General features: G+C 71.3%; 17 protein-coding genes. 5 read left to right on the plus strand and 12 right to left on the minus strand.

Going from position 1 to position 15,069, the window contains the following annotated elements; translation table 11 throughout:
* Nucleotides 1–169 precede the first annotated feature (169 nt).
* The 3 genes from NLX83_RS06085 to NLX83_RS06095 are packed head-to-tail and all read right to left on the minus strand — an operon-like array spanning nucleotide 170 to nucleotide 2,823.
* Nucleotides 170–766: a response regulator transcription factor gene (locus NLX83_RS06085; RefSeq protein ID WP_030427454.1), complete on the minus strand. Its 597-nt coding sequence runs from the start codon at nucleotides 764–766 to the stop codon at nucleotides 170–172.
* Nucleotides 744–1,787: a hypothetical protein gene (locus NLX83_RS06090; protein ID WP_254233874.1), complete on the minus strand. Its 1,044-nt coding sequence runs from the start codon at nucleotides 1,785–1,787 to the stop codon at nucleotides 744–746. Before NLX83_RS06090 ends, NLX83_RS06085 begins: the two co-directional genes overlap by 23 nt.
* A complete protein-coding gene (locus NLX83_RS06095; RefSeq protein ID WP_254236102.1) occupies nucleotides 1,780–2,823 on the minus strand; it encodes a MerR family transcriptional regulator in 1,044 nt (347 codons plus the stop codon). The genes NLX83_RS06090 and NLX83_RS06095 overlap by 8 nt, the downstream gene beginning before the upstream one ends.
* Nucleotides 2,824–3,137: 314 nt before the next feature.
* Here NLX83_RS06095 and NLX83_RS06100 point away from each other — a divergent pair, with 314 nt between their 5' ends.
* Nucleotides 3,138–3,443, plus strand: coding sequence for a WhiB family transcriptional regulator (locus NLX83_RS06100; RefSeq protein WP_256562995.1), 306 nt, complete (start codon nucleotides 3,138–3,140; stop codon nucleotides 3,441–3,443).
* Between the two features lie 96 nt (nucleotides 3,444–3,539).
* Here the strand turns inward: NLX83_RS06100 and groL are convergent, their stop codons facing one another.
* Complete coding sequence (groL, locus tag NLX83_RS06105; protein WP_254233875.1) at nucleotides 3,540–5,165, minus strand: chaperonin GroEL; 1,626 nt, start codon at nucleotides 5,163–5,165, stop codon at nucleotides 3,540–3,542.
* 84 nt (nucleotides 5,166–5,249) lie between these two features.
* Nucleotides 5,250–5,552, minus strand: a complete 303-nt coding sequence (groES, locus tag NLX83_RS06110) for a co-chaperone GroES (protein WP_043810358.1) — start codon at nucleotides 5,550–5,552, stop codon at nucleotides 5,250–5,252.
* 251 nt (nucleotides 5,553–5,803) lie between these two features.
* Here groES and NLX83_RS06115 point away from each other — a divergent pair, with 251 nt between their 5' ends.
* Genes NLX83_RS06115 through NLX83_RS06130 form a run of 4 tightly spaced genes read left to right on the plus strand, consistent with a single transcriptional unit; the run spans nucleotide 5,804 to nucleotide 8,491 of the window.
* Nucleotides 5,804–7,345 carry an alkaline phosphatase D family protein gene (locus tag NLX83_RS06115; RefSeq protein WP_254233876.1) on the plus strand — a complete coding sequence of 514 codons (1,542 nt, stop codon included), beginning with the start codon at nucleotides 5,804–5,806 and terminating at the stop codon, nucleotides 7,343–7,345.
* A 35-nt stretch (nucleotides 7,346–7,380) separates the two neighbouring features.
* Nucleotides 7,381–7,746: a hypothetical protein gene (locus NLX83_RS06120; RefSeq protein WP_254233877.1), complete on the plus strand. Its 366-nt coding sequence runs from the start codon at nucleotides 7,381–7,383 to the stop codon at nucleotides 7,744–7,746.
* Nucleotides 7,737–8,099 carry a hypothetical protein gene (locus NLX83_RS06125; RefSeq protein WP_254233878.1) on the plus strand — a complete coding sequence of 121 codons (363 nt, stop codon included), beginning with the start codon at nucleotides 7,737–7,739 and terminating at the stop codon, nucleotides 8,097–8,099. Before NLX83_RS06120 ends, NLX83_RS06125 begins: the two co-directional genes overlap by 10 nt.
* Before the next feature lie 23 nt (nucleotides 8,100–8,122).
* Nucleotides 8,123–8,491 carry a hypothetical protein gene (locus NLX83_RS06130; RefSeq protein WP_254233879.1) on the plus strand — a complete coding sequence of 123 codons (369 nt, stop codon included), beginning with the start codon at nucleotides 8,123–8,125 and terminating at the stop codon, nucleotides 8,489–8,491.
* 4 nt (nucleotides 8,492–8,495) lie between these two features.
* Here NLX83_RS06130 and tsaD read toward each other — a convergent pair whose 3' ends face one another.
* The 7 genes from tsaD to NLX83_RS06165 form a co-directional block, all read right to left on the minus strand.
* Nucleotides 8,496–9,533, minus strand: coding sequence for a tRNA (adenosine(37)-N6)-threonylcarbamoyltransferase complex transferase subunit TsaD (tsaD, locus tag NLX83_RS06135; RefSeq protein ID WP_254233880.1), 1,038 nt, complete (start codon nucleotides 9,531–9,533; stop codon nucleotides 8,496–8,498).
* The gene (gene rimI / locus NLX83_RS06140; protein WP_254236104.1) at nucleotides 9,530–10,009 is read right to left on the minus strand and encodes a ribosomal protein S18-alanine N-acetyltransferase; all 480 of its coding nucleotides are present in this window, start codon (nucleotides 10,007–10,009) and stop codon (nucleotides 9,530–9,532) included. The genes tsaD and rimI overlap by 4 nt, the downstream gene beginning before the upstream one ends.
* A 2-nt stretch (nucleotides 10,010–10,011) precedes the next feature.
* Complete coding sequence (gene tsaB, locus NLX83_RS06145; protein ID WP_254233881.1) at nucleotides 10,012–10,704, minus strand: tRNA (adenosine(37)-N6)-threonylcarbamoyltransferase complex dimerization subunit type 1 TsaB; 693 nt, start codon at nucleotides 10,702–10,704, stop codon at nucleotides 10,012–10,014.
* Between the two features lie 199 nt (nucleotides 10,705–10,903).
* The gene (gene tsaE, locus NLX83_RS06150) at nucleotides 10,904–11,356 is read right to left on the minus strand and encodes a tRNA (adenosine(37)-N6)-threonylcarbamoyltransferase complex ATPase subunit type 1 TsaE (RefSeq protein WP_254233882.1); all 453 of its coding nucleotides are present in this window, start codon (nucleotides 11,354–11,356) and stop codon (nucleotides 10,904–10,906) included.
* A complete protein-coding gene (locus tag NLX83_RS06155; protein ID WP_254233883.1) occupies nucleotides 11,353–12,462 on the minus strand; it encodes an alpha/beta fold hydrolase in 1,110 nt (369 codons plus the stop codon). Before NLX83_RS06155 ends, tsaE begins: the two co-directional genes overlap by 4 nt.
* Nucleotides 12,459–13,625, minus strand: a complete 1,167-nt coding sequence (alr, locus tag NLX83_RS06160; protein WP_254233884.1) for an alanine racemase — start codon at nucleotides 13,623–13,625, stop codon at nucleotides 12,459–12,461. The genes NLX83_RS06155 and alr overlap by 4 nt, the downstream gene beginning before the upstream one ends.
* Complete coding sequence (locus tag NLX83_RS06165; protein WP_254233885.1) at nucleotides 13,622–15,067, minus strand: NAD(P)H-hydrate dehydratase; 1,446 nt, start codon at nucleotides 15,065–15,067, stop codon at nucleotides 13,622–13,624. The genes alr and NLX83_RS06165 overlap by 4 nt, the downstream gene beginning before the upstream one ends.
* Between the last annotated feature and the right edge of the window lie 2 nt (nucleotides 15,068–15,069).

Consider the following 15,069-nt stretch of genomic DNA (forward strand, 5'->3'; position numbering starts at 1 on the left):
TTCCGCCGCTCCGGTCGCTTCTCACCGTACCCGGCGATCGGGCCGGTTCGGGGCAGCGGGGCGGAATCGGTACCGGATCACAGCGGTCCACCTGCGGAAACGAAGGGAGCCCGGCGCGCTGGCCGGGCTCCCCCCGTTTATGACGAGTGTCGCGTGGCGACGGCGGTGGTCAGGAGACCAGGCCGCGCCGGAAACCGTGGGCGACCGCCTGGGCACGGTCACGGACGCCGAGCTTGCGGAACAAGCGGCGCGCGTGGGTCTTCACCGTGTCCTCGGACAGGTAGAGCTCGCGGCCGATCTGGCCGTTGCTCTTGCCCTGGCTCATCCCGCGCAGCACCTGGAGCTCCCGCTCGGTGAGCTGGACCCCCGGGTCGGAGGGCTGGCGCGGGGCCGGGACGGAAGTGCTGGCGAGCGTGTGCGCCAGTGCGGCGACCAGCTCCGGACGCGAGGCGTCCCACCTCAGGTAGCCACGTGCCCCACCGGCGATGGCGGCCGCGATGCTTCCGGCGTCGTCTGGCGCGCCGAAAACGATCACGTTCGCCTGCGGGTGGGCGGACACGAGGCGGCGAGTGGCTTCGACGCCTGTTGGCACAGCGCGTTGAGTGCCCACCAGGACGACGTCGACTGCCTGCCGTGAGAAGCGCGCGAGCAGCTCATCACCGTGAGCCACACAATCGATACGGCTCACACCGGGGACAGCCGACATCACGCGGGTGAGACCCTCCCGGACGCTACGCCGGTCATCACAGATCAGGACCGTCGTCACGGGAACCCCTTCCTACAGCCGAGTGACGTTCAACATCCCTATCGGACGCTTCGAGCCGAACCTTGACACGATCCGGTGCTTTATCCGTCAAGAAATTCGACCACTCGTTCGTGGTGCTCGGGTCACCGGAACGGAGCAACCACGAGGGTAGCCACGGCGAGCGCGGAATCAACCTCCATTGGGCCGCATCCGCACGGCCGATGACGTGCGACAACGCGCATCGAGCCAGCTCATGCCAGTGATCTTGATCGGCGGGCCGCGCCGCCGCCAGGACGAGGGCCGCGGGCCAGGCGAGTGGCGCAAGTCTCAGCGTCCACGTCCGATCTACCACCTTTCGGAGCAAAGGCACGGCCTCCGATGAGCCCAGAGTATTCAGGGCCACCCCGAGAACCAGCTCCGACTTCAGGTGGTGCCGTAACGAATCCGGGGGCGACAAAAGATGAAACCCTTTTTGAGCCTCGTTCAGCGCACGCTCCGGCTCGCCTCCCGCCAGCGCCAGCTCGGCCGCGACCCAGCGCAACCGGAGCCGTCCGCGCCAGCCGAGCGGGCGCTCCCGGAAGGCTTCCTCCGCCTGGCGGTGCAGGCGCCGCGCCAGCGCGAGCCTGCCGAGACCCAGCTCGTCGGCGGCCAGCCCGAGCCGCGCGTCCAGCTCGGCTCCGGCGACGTCCACGTCATCGGAATCGGGATCGGGATCGGTCTGACCCGACGCCTCCGCGCCGAGGATGAGCGCGAGCGCCCGCGCGTCGAGGTCCCGGGCGGGGGCGTGGCACCCGAGCTGGCGGTGGTGCGAGGCGAGGGTGCTCGCGGCGAGCGAGGCGAACAGCGGATCGCGGCCGTTCTGGCAGTGAAGCAGTGGAGTCAGCGCGGTCACCGCCGCCGCATAGGACCCTTGTCCGCCGAGCGCCACTCCCGCGAGCCAACGTCGCCGCGGGTCGGTGCTGCGCGCGGCGCCGTGCACGACCGCGTCGGGGTGAGCGCCGAACGCCGCGTCCCGAAGGCTGACCGCTGACGGCTCAGGCACCCGGCAGGACCGCGCGGACGATGCGCTCGGTGCCGGAACCCAGGTCGTCCAAGTACTGGACGTGCCGCGGCAGGTCGATCGCCGCCCATCCCGGTCCGCCGACGAACAGCCGGGTCCGCTGCCGCGTCTTCGGCAGGGCCTCGAAGACCGAGGGGTCGGCGTTGCGGGGCAGGTGCGCCCAGAGCACCACCGCGGCGGGGGCGAGCCTGCGCGCCGCCGCGACGAGCGCGTCGATCGGCAGCGAGGCGCCGAGCCTGCGCACGGAGACGCCGCTGAGCGCCAGGGAACAGGAGAGCGGGTAGAGCGGCAGGCTGTGCTGTTCTTCCGGGACGCACGCGAGCAGGACCGGGCGCGGGTTGCGCGGGGGCGGGGCCAGCGCCATCACGCGGCTGAGCGCCACGATGATCTCCTCGCTGAGCAGGCGCTCGATCTCCACCCCGACCCCGGCGTGCTCCCAGCGCTCGGCCAGTGCGCAGAGCACCGGCCGGATCACCTCGTCCCAGGTGGGCACGACCCCGTCCTCGGCGAGCGCCTTGGCGAGCACCTGCTGGATGGCGTCGGCGTCCATGGCCAGCGCCGCCCGGCTGAGCCCGCGCGCCGTGCGGCTGGCCCCCGGCAGCTTCAGCCCGCGCCCGCCCTGGCGCCCGCGGGGGCCGATGCCCAGCGAGCCGCCGTCGCCGCCACTGATCAACAGCGGTGGGTCTTCGTCGTCCTCGAACTCGTAGTCCTCGGCCGCGCCGGTGCGGCCACCGCTGACCAACAGCTCCACCCCGACCGGGCGCGTCGCGGCGGCCCGCTCGACGTGTTCGGGCGCGGCGGGCAGCGGCACGCTCAACGCGTAGCGGGCGGCGTCGGCGGGTGAGGCCCCGCGCAGCAGCGCCCGCTGCATCAGCTCCAGTCGCGCGATGTCCTTCGAGCCGTACCTGCGGTGCCTGCCGCTGGTGTGCCCGCTGGGCCCGAGGCCGTACCGGCGGTCCCACGTCCGCAGCGTCGCGGGGGCGACTCCGAGCCTGCTCGCCACGGCCGCGACGGTCAGCCGAGGCTCCTCGTGGTGGCCCGCGCGATCGTCGCCGACAAAGTCGTCCAGCCCGGCTTGAAAGGCGGACCCGAGGGGTACACCGCGCCCAGGCTGAGTCGTCACGACGCAAATGTTCCGGCTCTATCACCCGGACGGCAACCCGGATCGTGCGCTCAAGGTCGTCACCAGGGGCGCTTGGTCACCCGCAGTTGAACAAGGTATGACGCGAAAGGTTATTGAACAAGTTTTGACTCGGTTCTACGGTTGATCCAGCACCGTGCGGGAAAGACCAAGGCAGCACAACCCAGACTTTGGTGAGGAGGCGGTCGGCGATGGCGGATACTCGGCGACTTCCGGGGCCCAACGCGGACCTGTGGGACTGGCAGCTGGAAGGTTCGTGCCGCGGCATGGACAGCGCGTTCTTCTTCCACCCCGATGGTGAACGAGGACCAGCACGATCCCGGCGCGAGGCGAGGGCGAAAGCCGTCTGTCAGCGCTGTCCCGTGCTCGATCTGTGCCGCAAACACGCGCTCGCGGTACAGGAGCCCTACGGGATCTGGGGCGGCATGTCGGAGTCGGAGCGCGAAACGATCATCAGTACCCGCCGGCGCAAGATCGCACTGGCGCCCACCGCCTGAGGCGGATGCCAGCCTTCTCACCGGGCTAACAGACAAGGAAGAGGCCGGACGCTCGTAGCGTCCGGCCTCTTCTTGTCTGTTACGACGTGACTACCGTCAGTGACGGTGCCCGTGGCCGTGCCCGTGACCGCCGGCGGCCTCGGGCGCCTCCTCCTTCTTCTCCACGATGGCGCTCTCCGTGGTGAGCACCATCCTGGCGATGGAGGCGGCGTTGGCGACCGCGAAGCGGGTCACCTTCACCGGGTCGACCACACCGTCGTCGACGAGGTCGCCGTAGGTGAGGTTGGCGGCGTTGAAGCCCTGGCCCCACTCCTGGTCGCGCACCTTGTGCACGACGACGGCGCCTTCGAGACCGGCGTTGGCCGCGATCCAGAACAGCGGCGCGGCCAGCGCCTCGCGCACGATGGCGACACCGGTCGCCTCGTCGCCCGCCAGGCCGAGGCCGTTGTCCAGCACCTTGGCGGCGTGCACCAGCGCGGAACCGCCGCCGGGCACGATGCCCTCCTCGACCGCGGCCCTGGTGGCGGCGACCGCGTCCTCGATGCGGTGCTTGCGCTCCTTGGCCTCGGTCTCGGTGGCGGCACCGACCTTGATCACCGCGACGCCACCGGAGAGCTTGGCCAGCCGCTCCTGCAGCTTCTCGCGGTCCCAGTCGGAGTCGGTCGCGGCGATCTCGCGGCGGATCTGCTCGATCCGGGCGTCCACCTCGGCCTTGTCCCCGCCACCGTCGACGAAGGTGGTCGAGTCCTTGGTGACCACCACGCGGCGGACCTTGCCCAGCACGTCCAGGCCGGACTCGGACAGCTTCAGCCCGACCTCCGGCGCGACGACCTTGCCGCCGGTGACGGTGGCCAGGTCGTCCAGGAACGCCTTGCGGCGGTCGCCGAAGAACGGCGCCTTGACCGCGACGACGCGCAGGGTCTTGCGGACGGCGTTGACCACCAGGGTGGACAGCGCCTCGCCCTCGACGTCCTCGGCGACGATCAGCAGCGGCTTGCCCGCCTCGACGACCTTCTCCAGCACGGGGAGCAGGTCGGCGATCGCGCCGATCTTGTCGCGGTGCAGCAGGACGAAGGCGTCCTCGAGCACGGCCTCCTGCGACTCGGCGTCGGTGACGAAGTGCGCCGAGATGAAGCCCTTGTCGAAGTCGAGGCCCTCGGTGATGTCCAGCTCGGTGGTCAGCGTCGAGGACTCCTCGATGGTGATGACACCGTTTTCGCCGACCTTCTCCATGGCCTCGCCGAGCAGCGCGCCGATCGTCTCGTCCCGCGAGGAGACGGTGCCGACCTGCGCGATGTTGTCGCGGCCCTTCACCGGGGTGGCCTTGGCCTTGAGCGCCTCGACGACGGCCTCGGAGGCCGCCTCGATGCCCTTGCCGAGCGCGGTGGGGTTGGCACCGGCGGCCACGTTGCGCAGGCCGACCCGGACCATGGCCTGGGCCAGCACGGTCGCGGTGGTGGTGCCGTCACCGGCGACGTCGTTGGTCTTGGTGGCGACGGTCTTGGCCAGCTGCGCGCCGAGGTTCTCGAACGCGTCGTCCAGCTCGACCTCGCGGGCGATGGTCACGCCGTCATTGGTGACGGTCGGGCCACCGAACTTCTTGTCCAGCACGACGTGCCGACCACGCGGGCCGAGCGTCACCTTGACGACGTCGGCGAGCTGGTTGACACCCCGTTCGAGGGCGCGGCGGGCGTCCTCGTCGAAGCTGATCTGCTTGGGCATGTACCCGTCTCTCTCTTGCTTGTGACACGAGAACGCCCCGACAGCCCCTGGGGGCCGCCGGGGCGGTTACGCCTTAGTGCTGCGTCACTTCTCGATGACGGCCAGCACGTCGCGAGCCGAGAGGATCAGGTACTCCTCACCGTTGTACTTGACCTCGGTGCCGCCGTACTTGGAGTAGATGACGGTGTCACCCACCTTGACGTCCAGCGGGACGCGGTTGCCCTTGTCGTCGATGCGACCGGGGCCCACGGCGAGGACAGCGCCCTCCTGGGGCTTCTCCTTGGCGGTGTCGGGGATGACGATGCCAGAAGCCGTCGTCGTCTCCGCCTCGCTCGCCTGGACGACGATCTTGTCCTCAAGCGGCTTGATGTTCACCTTGACGTTCACGCTCGTCACGGTGTGACCTCCACGGGTCTTGTAAGCGTTGGCAGGTACCGACGGCACCTGCCACCCCGCCGTCGCGGGTGCCGGGGCAGGTCGGCGCCGTGCGACTAGCACTCTACCCATGAGAGTGCCAACGCTCAACGCAGGGCCGCAAACACGGTGTCCGCACTGGTCAGGCCGTTGGGTTCCGCTCTCGCCCGAACAGTCCGGGTGTCGCTCTGGCCTCCCGGGCCCGAGAGGGGTGGGATTCGGCCATGCGAGAGATCTCCCGGCGCTCCGCTCTCTTCAGCGGAGTCACCGCCCTCGGCGCGGTCGCCCTCGGCGGTGCGGCCACCGCCGGCCCCGCCAACCCGTTCACGCTCGGTGTCGCCTCGGGCGATCCGTCCCCCGACGGCGTGGTCTTGTGGACCCGTCTCGCCACCACCCCGCTCGCCGAGGACGGCATGGGCGGGATGGGCACCCGCGCGGTCGAGGTCGAGTGGGAACTCGCCGATGACGAACGCTTCACCAGGATCGTCCGGCGCGGGGTCGAGACCGCCGTCCCCGAGCTCGGGCACAGCGTGCACGTGGAGCTCAGCGGGCTGCGGCCGGGCCGCCGCTACTTCTACCGATTCCGCGCCAACGGGCACCTCTCCCCCGCCGGGCGGACGAGGACTACACCGGCCGCGCGGTCCCTCACCTCGCCGCTGACCATGTGCTTCGCGTCCTGCGCCCAGTACGAGCACGGCTACTTCACCGCGTACCGGCGGTTGGCCGAGGAAAGCCCGGACCTGATCCTTCACCTGGGCGACTACCAGTACGAATACGCGCCCAACGTGTACGTGGCCCCTGGCGGCAACGTGCGGCACCACGTCGGCCCGGAGACCACGACGCTGGCGAACTACCGGCAGCGCTACGCCCAGTACAAGACCGACCTCGACCTCCAGGCGGCGCACGCGGTGGCGCCGTGGGTGGTGGTGCTCGACGACCACGAGGTGGAGAACAACTGGGCGAGCCTGGTCCCGGAGCACCCCGATCCCGGGTTCGCGGAGCGGCGGAAGGCGGCGTTCCAGGCGTACTACGAGAACATGCCGCTGCGCCGCTCCTCTCTGCCGACCGGGCCGGAGCTGCGGTTGTACCGCCGGATCGGCTGGGGTGGTCTGGCCACCTTCCACATGCTCGACACCCGGCAGTACCGCGACGACCAGGCGTGCGGCGACGGCAAGAAGACCTGCCCGGAGCGGTTCAACCCGAAGCGGACGATCACCGGCGCGGCGCAGGAGGCGTGGCTGCTGGACGGGTTCCGCTCATCGCGGGCGCGGTGGGACGTGCTCGGGCAGCAGGTGTTCTTCTCGCAGCTGGACCTGAAGCCGGGGGATGGCGAGAAGAACGACATGGACGCCTGGGACGGCTACGCGGCCAACCGGGACCGGATCGTGGACGGTTGGACGTCGGCCGGGGTGCGCAACGCGATCGTGCTCACCGGCGACGTGCACGCCGCGTGGGCGGGCAACGTGCACAAGCGGTGGAACGACCCGACCTCGCCCTCGGTCGGCACCGAGCTGGTGACGACCTCGATCAGCAGCGGCGGTGACGGTTCGGAAACGCGCGCGGATACCGAGGCGGTGTTGAAGGAGAACCCGCACATCCGGTTCTTCAACAACCGGCGTGGTTATGTGCGAACAAAATTCACTCCGCACGAGGTCCTGGTGGACTACCGAGCGGTGCAGAAGGTTTCCACACCGGGCGAGCCCGTTCAGACCAAGGCGTCGTTTCGCATCGTGGACCGGGTTCCCCGTCTTTTTCCGCGCGTTTAGCCGACCGTCAGGGGCTGCCCTATAGCTTCGCGCCCGTGACATTCGGAAAGAACCTCGGAACCGTCGCTCTCGCACTGGGGGTCGTGGTCGCCACGGCTCCCGGTGCGAGCGCGGGCGGTGGCTCCAAGTTCTGCCCAGCCGCGGTTTCCTGCCAGCTCGAAGTCGACGGATTCCCGGGCGGCACGCTCAGCGTTGACGCCGACGCAGTCAACGGCCCCGACAAGCTCATCCTGCTCCGGGTGCAGACCAAAACCGGGCAGCGGTGTGTCACCGAATTCTGGGTCAACGAACCACCTCGTTCCTGGGTGTGCCATAACATTCCGCCCGGAAAAATCCGGGTCACCACCACAGAGGCATACGTGAACTCATACGACTACAGCGTGGGGGCACGATGGCGATAACAGGAAAAACCTTCGCAGCCGCCGCGCTCGCGATCGGAATGATTTTCGCAACGGCCCCCAGCGCGAGCGCGGGCGGCTATTCCAAGCGCTGCCCGTCCGAATCTGTCTGCCGCGTCGAGGGGAACAACTTCCCCGGCGGCACGCTCAGCATCGACGCCGACGTCATCGGCGGCCCCAACACGCGCGTGCGAATCCGGTACAAGGGCGACAACGGTGAGCGTTGCGTCGCCGAGTTCTGGGTGAACGATCCGCCGCGCTCCTGGGTCTGCCACAACGCGCACCCCGGGCATTACCGAGTGCTCGTCGACGCGCCCGAACGCCACGACGCGCTCGTGGTCGGCGCCCGCTGGTGACCGACGCACCAAGAGGAGAGATGATGAAACGCGCGAAATTCCTTGCAACGGCCGCCCTCGCCATCGGCATGGTCTTCGTCACCGTGCCCAGCGCGAGCGCCGGGGGCAACAGCAAGACCTGCAACTCCACGGAGTACTGCCGCCTCACGGGGAGCGGTTTCCCCGGCTACACGGGGCACGTCGACATCGACGCCATCGGCGGCGAGCACAACGCGCTCGTGCACTGGGTCTTCCAGACCGATCTGCGGCGCTGCGAGGGCGACGTCCGGATCGGTGACCCCGCCAGCTCGTGGACCTGCAAGAACATGTCGGCGCCCCACCCGGGCAACTACACCATCACCGTGACGAGTTCCTACCGGTACGACCGCGTCAAGGTCGGTCTGCGCTGGTGAGCGCTCAGCTGCCGTAGACCAGGGGCAGCGACGTGTCCGCGGCGAGGGTGGCGGGCGAGGGCTTGGCTCCGCTCGCCACCACGTGCGCGCCCAGCGCCGCGATCATCGCGCCGTTGTCCGTGCACAGCCGCGGCCGCGGGACCCGCAGCGTGATGCCAGCCTCCGCGCAGCGCTCCCTGGCCAGCTCACCGAGCCGCGAGTTGGCCGCGACGCCGCCGGAGATGACCATCGTGTCGACCTCGTGCTCGCGGGCGGCGCGGATCGCCTTGGCGGTGAGCACGTCGGCCACCGCCTCCTGGAAGCTCGCCGCGACGTCGGCCAGCGGGATCTCCGCGCCGGTCGCCTCGTGCTTCTCCACCCACCGCGCCACGGCGGTCTTCAGCCCGGAGAAGGAGAAGTCGAACGGCGCGTCCCGCTGCCCGGTCAGCCCGCGCGGGAAGGCGATCGCGCGCGGGTTCCCCTGCTTGGCCAGCTTGTCGATGGGCGGGCCGCCCGGGTAGGGCAGGCCGAGAATCCTGGCGACCTTGTCGTAGGCCTCGCCCGCCGCGTCGTCGATGGTGGCGCCGATCTCGGTGATCTTCTCGGTCAGGCCCTCCACCAGCAGCAGCTGGCTGTGGCCGCCGGAGACCAGCAACGCGAGGCAGCGCGGGGGCAGCGGGCCGTGCTCGATGGTGTCGGCCGCGACGTGGCCCGCGAGGTGGTTGACGCCGTAGAGCGGCTTGCCGGAGGCGGTGGAGTACGCCTTCGCGGCGGCGACCCCGACCATCAGCGCCCCGGCCAGCCCCGGGCCCGCGGTCACCGCGATCGCGTCCACAGTGGACAGTTCGAGTCCCGCGGTGTCCAGCGCCCTGCGCATGGTCGGCGCCATCGCTTGGAGGTGCGCGCGGCTGGCGATCTCGGGCACCACGCCGCCGAAGCGGGCGTGCTCCTCGACGCTGGAGGCCACCTCGTCGGCGAGCAGCTCCAGCGTGCCGTCGGCGTGGCGGCGAACGATGCCGACACCGGTCTCATCGCAGGAGGTCTCGATCCCGAGCACGATCATGACGTCTTCTTCCCCTCGCGCTCGGTCGCCGACGGACGCCGCATGGTGTGGGCGTCCGCGCCCGAAGGCTGGTAGTAGCGCTTGCGCAGCCCGACGATCTCGAAGTCGTGCGCGACGTAGAGACCCTTCGCGGTCTCGTTGCCGGTGCGGACCTCCAGGAAGGTCACCGCGTTGACGGCGTCCGCCCTGGCGAGCAGTGCCCGCAGCAGTGCCTTGCCGATGCCCTCGCCCTGCCGTTTGGCGTCCACGGCGATCGTGTGCACCTCGGCCTCGGCGTTCGGCGGCGCCCCGATCACCGCGAGCCCCGCGTAGCCGACCAGGTGCTCGTCCTCGTCGAAAGCGCCGATGTAGAAGTGGCCCGCGTCGATCTCGCTGACGAACATCCGCGCCGTCCACGGGTCCTCGCCCGCGAACAGCTCCTGCTCCAGCTCCGCGCACCGCGGCACGTCCTTGCGCAACAGCGTGCCCAGCCGCACGGTCATGCCTGGCTCACCCGCTTCCGCGCGCCCGGCTCGACGGCGTCGGGCTGGCGCAGGTACAGCGGGGTCAGCGGCTCGGGCTCGGCACCTTCGCGCAGCGGCCAGGCGGCGGCACCGACCAGGCCGACCGGTGTGGGGTAGGTCGTGGGCAGCACGGTCAGGCCGAAGAGCTCGGCGTGCTGCTGGGCGACGGGGCCGGACACCTCGGTCACGCCGATGGGCTCCAGCTCGTCGGCCAGCTTCGCCGCCACGACGTCCGGTTTGTCCACGTGCGGGCCCGCCACGCGCCAGCCCTGGTCGCAGTAGACCGACCAGTAGACCTCGCGGCGGCGCGCGTCGGTGACCACGAGCAGCGAGGTGTGGAACGGCGTCGCGTAGGCGATCGCGTCCAATGTGGACACTGGGTGGACCGGGATGCCCAGGGCCTGGCCGAGCGCGGCACCGGTGACCATGCCGACGCGCAGGCCGGTGAAGGGACCGGGCCCGGAACCGCAGACGATCGCGTCGAGCTGGTCGAGCCGGACGCCCGCCTCGTCCAGCGCGGCGGTCACGTGCGGGGTGAGCAGCTCGGTGTGCGCTCGCGGGTCGACGGTCACCCGCTCGGCGAGCAGCTCCGGCGGGGCGTCGCCGTCGAGGGCGACCACACCGGCCGTGACGGCGGGGGTTGCGGTGTCCAACGCGAGCACGAGCACGACTGACGAGTCTACGACCGCGCCGGGGTTCGCCTGTCTTCAAGTCCCACGAACCCCTGCCGTCGCGGTCTCTAACCGCCCCCAACCCCCGGCGCGCGTTCGCGCGGTGCGTCCGTGGTGGCGGGGGTTGGGGGCGGTTTACGACAGATTTGGGGCGGGTTGGTGGGACTTGAAGACTGTCCAACCACGGCTGGGAGGGCTAGAGGGCCTTGAGGATGTGCGGGAGGCCGGTGAGGGAGACCTCGCGGACGTCGTCGGGGCGGCGGTCGATGCGGACCAGCAGGTGGTCCTCGGCCAGGCGCTCGGCGAAGCCCTCGCCCCACTCGATCACCACGACCGCGTCCTCCAGGTCGGTGTCCAGGTCGAGGTCGTCCAGCTCCAGGGCGTCTCCGCCGAGCCGGTAGGCGTCCACGTGCACCAGGGTGGCGCGCTCGCCCGGGTGCACGCGGGAGATGACGAACGTCGGCGAGCTGACCCGCCCCCGCACGCCGAGCCCCTCGGCGATGCCCTTCACCAGCACCGTCTTCCCGGCACCGAGCGGACCGGAGAGCAGGACCAGGTCACCCCGGCCGAGCAGCGCGCCCAACCGCCTGCCCAGGGCCGTGGTGTCCTCCGGCTCGGCCAGCTCCGCCGTCCAGACCGCCGTGTTCACGCCCGCTTCCACCAGCGCTTCCTCTTCCCACTCCGACCGACACACCCGCCGAACAGCTCGGCGAGGCGTTCGTTGACCAGCACGGGCTGCTCCAGCATCAGAACGTGTCCCGCGCCCTCGGCCAGCACCAGCTCCGCGTCGGGCAGCTCGGCCGCGATCACCTCGGAGTGCGAGTACGGCGTCAGCCGGTCCGCGTCCGCGCCGATCACCAGCACGTGCGTGTGCCGGAGGCCCGCGAGCGCGGAGACCCGGTTGTGCGTGCCCAGGGTCTCCAGGAACTCCGTCAGCACCTGCACCGAGGTGCTGGAGATCATGTCGTCGACCAGGTCGACCAGGGCCGGGCTGACCTTGCGGTCACCGAAGGCCAGCCTGCGGATCAGGCTCCAGACGATCTGCCCGCCGACGCCGCGGACCCGCTCCACCAGACCCGGGGTCCAGCTGGCCAGCCTGCCGACGCCGAGGGTGACCGGGTTGTGCCGGGACAGCACCGGCCTCGGCAGCCCGGAGCGGCCGATCTCACCGGCCGAGGTGCCGAGGAAGGCCACCCCGGCGACCCGGTCGCGGAACAGCTCCGGCCGCTGCTCGGCCAGCGCCATGATCGTCATGCCGCCCATCGAGTGCCCGACCAGCACCATCTGGCCCTTCGGCACCATCGACCGCAGCACCGCGTCGAGGTCGTGACCGAGCTGGTCGATCGTGGAGGTCTCCGGCAGGCCGCGGCCGGACCTCCCGTGGCTGCGCTGGTCGTAGATCACCAGCCGCACCCGGGGATCGGTCAGCTGGGGCAGGTCACGCCGCTGGAAGTGCCAGGTCCTGCGGTCCAGCGCGAACCCGTGCACCAGCACCACGGTCAGCTCCGGCTTGCCCCCGTCTGCCGGGTTGACCTCCTCGACGTAGATCGGCACGCCGTCGTCGGCGGCCACCGTCGAGGTGCGGTCGGGCTTGAGCGCGCCGAGCGGCTCGTCGGCGTAGCGGTCGAGGAGCGCCGCGCCCTCGCGGCGGTGCTTGATCTGGGAGCTCTTGGCCGCCGCGCCCACCGCGGTCCCGGCGACGGCCGCGCCGAGGACGCCACCGGCGACCCCGACGGCTTTCCAGATGCGGCTCATGCTCCTCCGACCGGGACGACCGTTCTGGCGACGCGGGGGCGGGACATGCCGGTGACGATCTCGTAGTGGATGGTGCCGAGGGTCTCGGCCCACTCCGCCGCGGTCGGCTCGCCCCTGGTGCCCGGGCCGAACAGCACGACCTCGTCGCCCTCGCGGACCTCGTCGTCCCCGCAGTCGACCATGACCTGGTCCATGCAGACCCGGCCGACCACCGGGCGCCGCCTGCCGCCGAGGAGGACCTCCATCCGCCCGGACAGCGCGCGCGGAACGCCGTCCGCGTACCCGGCCGGGACCAGGGCGATCGTGGTCTCGCGCGGAGCCGTCCAGGACAGCCCGTAGGACACGCCCTCCCCCGCGGCGATGCGCTTGGTCAGCGCGACGCGGGCGCGGAAGGTCATCGCCGGGCGCAGCTCGTCGCCGCCGAAACCGGGCGGCATCGGGTTCAGCCCGTACATCGCGATGCCCGTGCGGACCAGCTCGAAGTGCAGGTCCGGACGGCTGAGCACGGCCGCGGAGTTGGCGATGTGCCGGATCGGGCGCAGGCCCGCGTCCACGGCGATCGCGTGCGCCTCGGTCAGCCGCTTCGCCTGGGCGTCGATCGAGGGGTGGCCCGGCTCGTCCGCGCAGGCCAGGTGCGACCACACGCCGACGACCTGCACCCCACCGGTGCACTGGGCTCCGGCGGCGGCTCTGACCAGGTCGGGCCAGTCCTGCGGGGCGCAGCCGTTGCGGGAGAGCCCCGTATCGGCCTTGAGGTGGATCCGCGCCGTCGCCCCGGTCCGGCGCACCGCGTCGAGCACGCCGTCGAGCGCGGCGAGCGAGGAGACCGACAGGTCGATCCCCGCGCTGACCGCCTCCGCGAAGTCCTCGTCCGGCACGTGCAGCCACGAGAAGACCGGCGCGGTGATGCCACCGGCGCGCAGCGCGAGGGCTTCGTCGAGGTGGCAGACACCGACCCAGGAGGCGCCCGCCTCCAGCGCGGTTCTGGCCACGTGCAGCGCCCCGTGCCCGTATCCGTCGGCCTTCACGACCGCCATCGTTTGGGCGCCCGATGCCGCGGCGAGGCCGCTGAGCAGGGCGATGTTGTGCCGGAGGGCGTCGGTGTCGACGAGCACTTCGGCACGCGGCAGGTGCGGGTTCTGAGCAGCCATAACGCCGTTCATGGTGACACAGTCACCGCGGCGGCCCGTAGGACGCGGATCGCGTTTGGCACTTCCCGCAACAGCGAGCCCGCCGGGATCGGCGCGCCGTCCGCCGCCAGCTCTCCGGCCAGCTCGTGCGCCGCCGCGGCGCAGCCCGCCGCCAGCCACGGGTCCATGCCTCCTGCCAGCAACGATCCGATCAGCCCCGACAGCACGTCACCGGATCCGGCTGTCGCCGCCCACGAGGAGCGCGCCGGGTTGACCAGGACGCGGCCGTCCGGCGCGGCGACCACCGTGCTGTGCCCCTTGAGCAGGACCACCACGTCGTAGCGCCGAGCCGCCCGCAGCGCGGCGGCCACCCGGTCCTCGCCGACCTCCCCCGCGAGCCTGGCGAACTCGCGGTCGTGCGGGGTGATCACCATCGGTGTGCCGGGTTCGCGCAGGTCCCACAGGTCCTTGTGGTTGGCGAGCAGGGTGATCGCGTCCGCGTCCGCGCACACCGCGACCCCGGCTTCGAGGACCTGGGCCAGCACGTCCTTGCCGCTGGGGCCGGTACCCATGCCCGGCCCGACCACCCACGCCTGCACCCGCCCGGTGTCGCTGATCGAGCCGGAGGCGACCACCTCCGGCCAGCGCGCGCGAATCGGGTCGGCGGCGGAGCCCGTGTAGCGGACCATGCCCGAGGTGGCCAGCGTCGCGGCTCCGGCGGCGAGCACCGCGGCCCCCGGGTACGTCGCCGAGCCCGCGGCCACGCCGGTCACACCCTGCGTGTACTTGTCGTCGCTCGGCCCCGGCACCGGCCACAGCCGTCCCACGTCGGCGGGTTCGAGCACCGTGATGTCCGGCTCGCCCAGTTCCGGGCCGAGGCCGATGTCCACCAGGTGCACTTCGCCGCTGCGCTTCGCCCCCTCGCCGAGCACGTGCAGCGGCTTGCGGCACCCGAAGGTGACCGTGGCGGTCGCCGTCACCGCCGCGCCGTTCACCGCGCCGGTGTCCGGCTCGACGCCGCTGGGCAGATCGACGGCGAGCACGGGCGCGGTGATCAGCTCGACCAGCTCGGCGGCGGCCGGGCGCAGGGGGCCACGCGCGGACAGGCCCACGATGCCGTCGATCACCAGATCCGCGCGCCGAACCGCGTCGTGGCCGTCCGTGGTCACACGTCCGCCCGCTTTCCGAAGCGCGGCAAGACCTTCAGGATGCGCGCGGTCCGGGGACAGCAGCACGGCGGTGACCGCGACACCGCGCCTGCGCAGGAAAGCGCCCGCCCACAACGCGTCCCCGCCGTTGTTGCCCGCGCCGACGAGGAGCGCGACGCGGCGGCCGACGACACCCGGGCTGAGCATGCGCAGCGCGACCGTGGCGAGGCCGAACGCCGCCTTGCGCATCAGCGAGCCCTCCGGGACCCGCGCCAGCAGGCGGTTCTCCGCCTCGCGCACGTGATCGGTGGTCCACACGCCCTGCACGG

Origin of the sequence: Allokutzneria sp. A3M-2-11 16, assembly GCF_024213555.1 — a bacterium.
Lineage (GTDB): Bacteria > Actinomycetota > Actinomycetes > Mycobacteriales > Pseudonocardiaceae > Allokutzneria.

What these genes read in the sequence shown, in the direction of transcription:
- NLX83_RS06125 (WP_254233878.1), top strand. Translation starts at nt 7,737, where the DNA reads ATGGCGATAACAGGAAAAACCTTCGCAGCCGCCGCGCTCGCGATCGGA.
- alr (WP_254233884.1), bottom strand. Translation starts at nt 13,625, where the DNA reads ATGAACGGCGTTATGGCTGCTCAGAACCCGCACCTGCCGCGTGCCGAA.
- NLX83_RS06155 (WP_254233883.1), bottom strand. Translation starts at nt 12,462, where the DNA reads ATGAGCCGCATCTGGAAAGCCGTCGGGGTCGCCGGTGGCGTCCTCGGC.
- NLX83_RS06115 (WP_254233876.1), top strand. Translation starts at nt 5,804, where the DNA reads ATGCGAGAGATCTCCCGGCGCTCCGCTCTCTTCAGCGGAGTCACCGCC.
- groL (WP_254233875.1), bottom strand. Translation starts at nt 5,165, where the DNA reads ATGCCCAAGCAGATCAGCTTCGACGAGGACGCCCGCCGCGCCCTCGAA.
- NLX83_RS06100 (WP_256562995.1), top strand. Translation starts at nt 3,138, where the DNA reads ATGGCGGATACTCGGCGACTTCCGGGGCCCAACGCGGACCTGTGGGAC.
- NLX83_RS06130 (WP_254233879.1), top strand. Translation starts at nt 8,123, where the DNA reads ATGAAACGCGCGAAATTCCTTGCAACGGCCGCCCTCGCCATCGGCATG.
- tsaD (WP_254233880.1), bottom strand. Translation starts at nt 9,533, where the DNA reads ATGATCGTGCTCGGGATCGAGACCTCCTGCGATGAGACCGGTGTCGGC.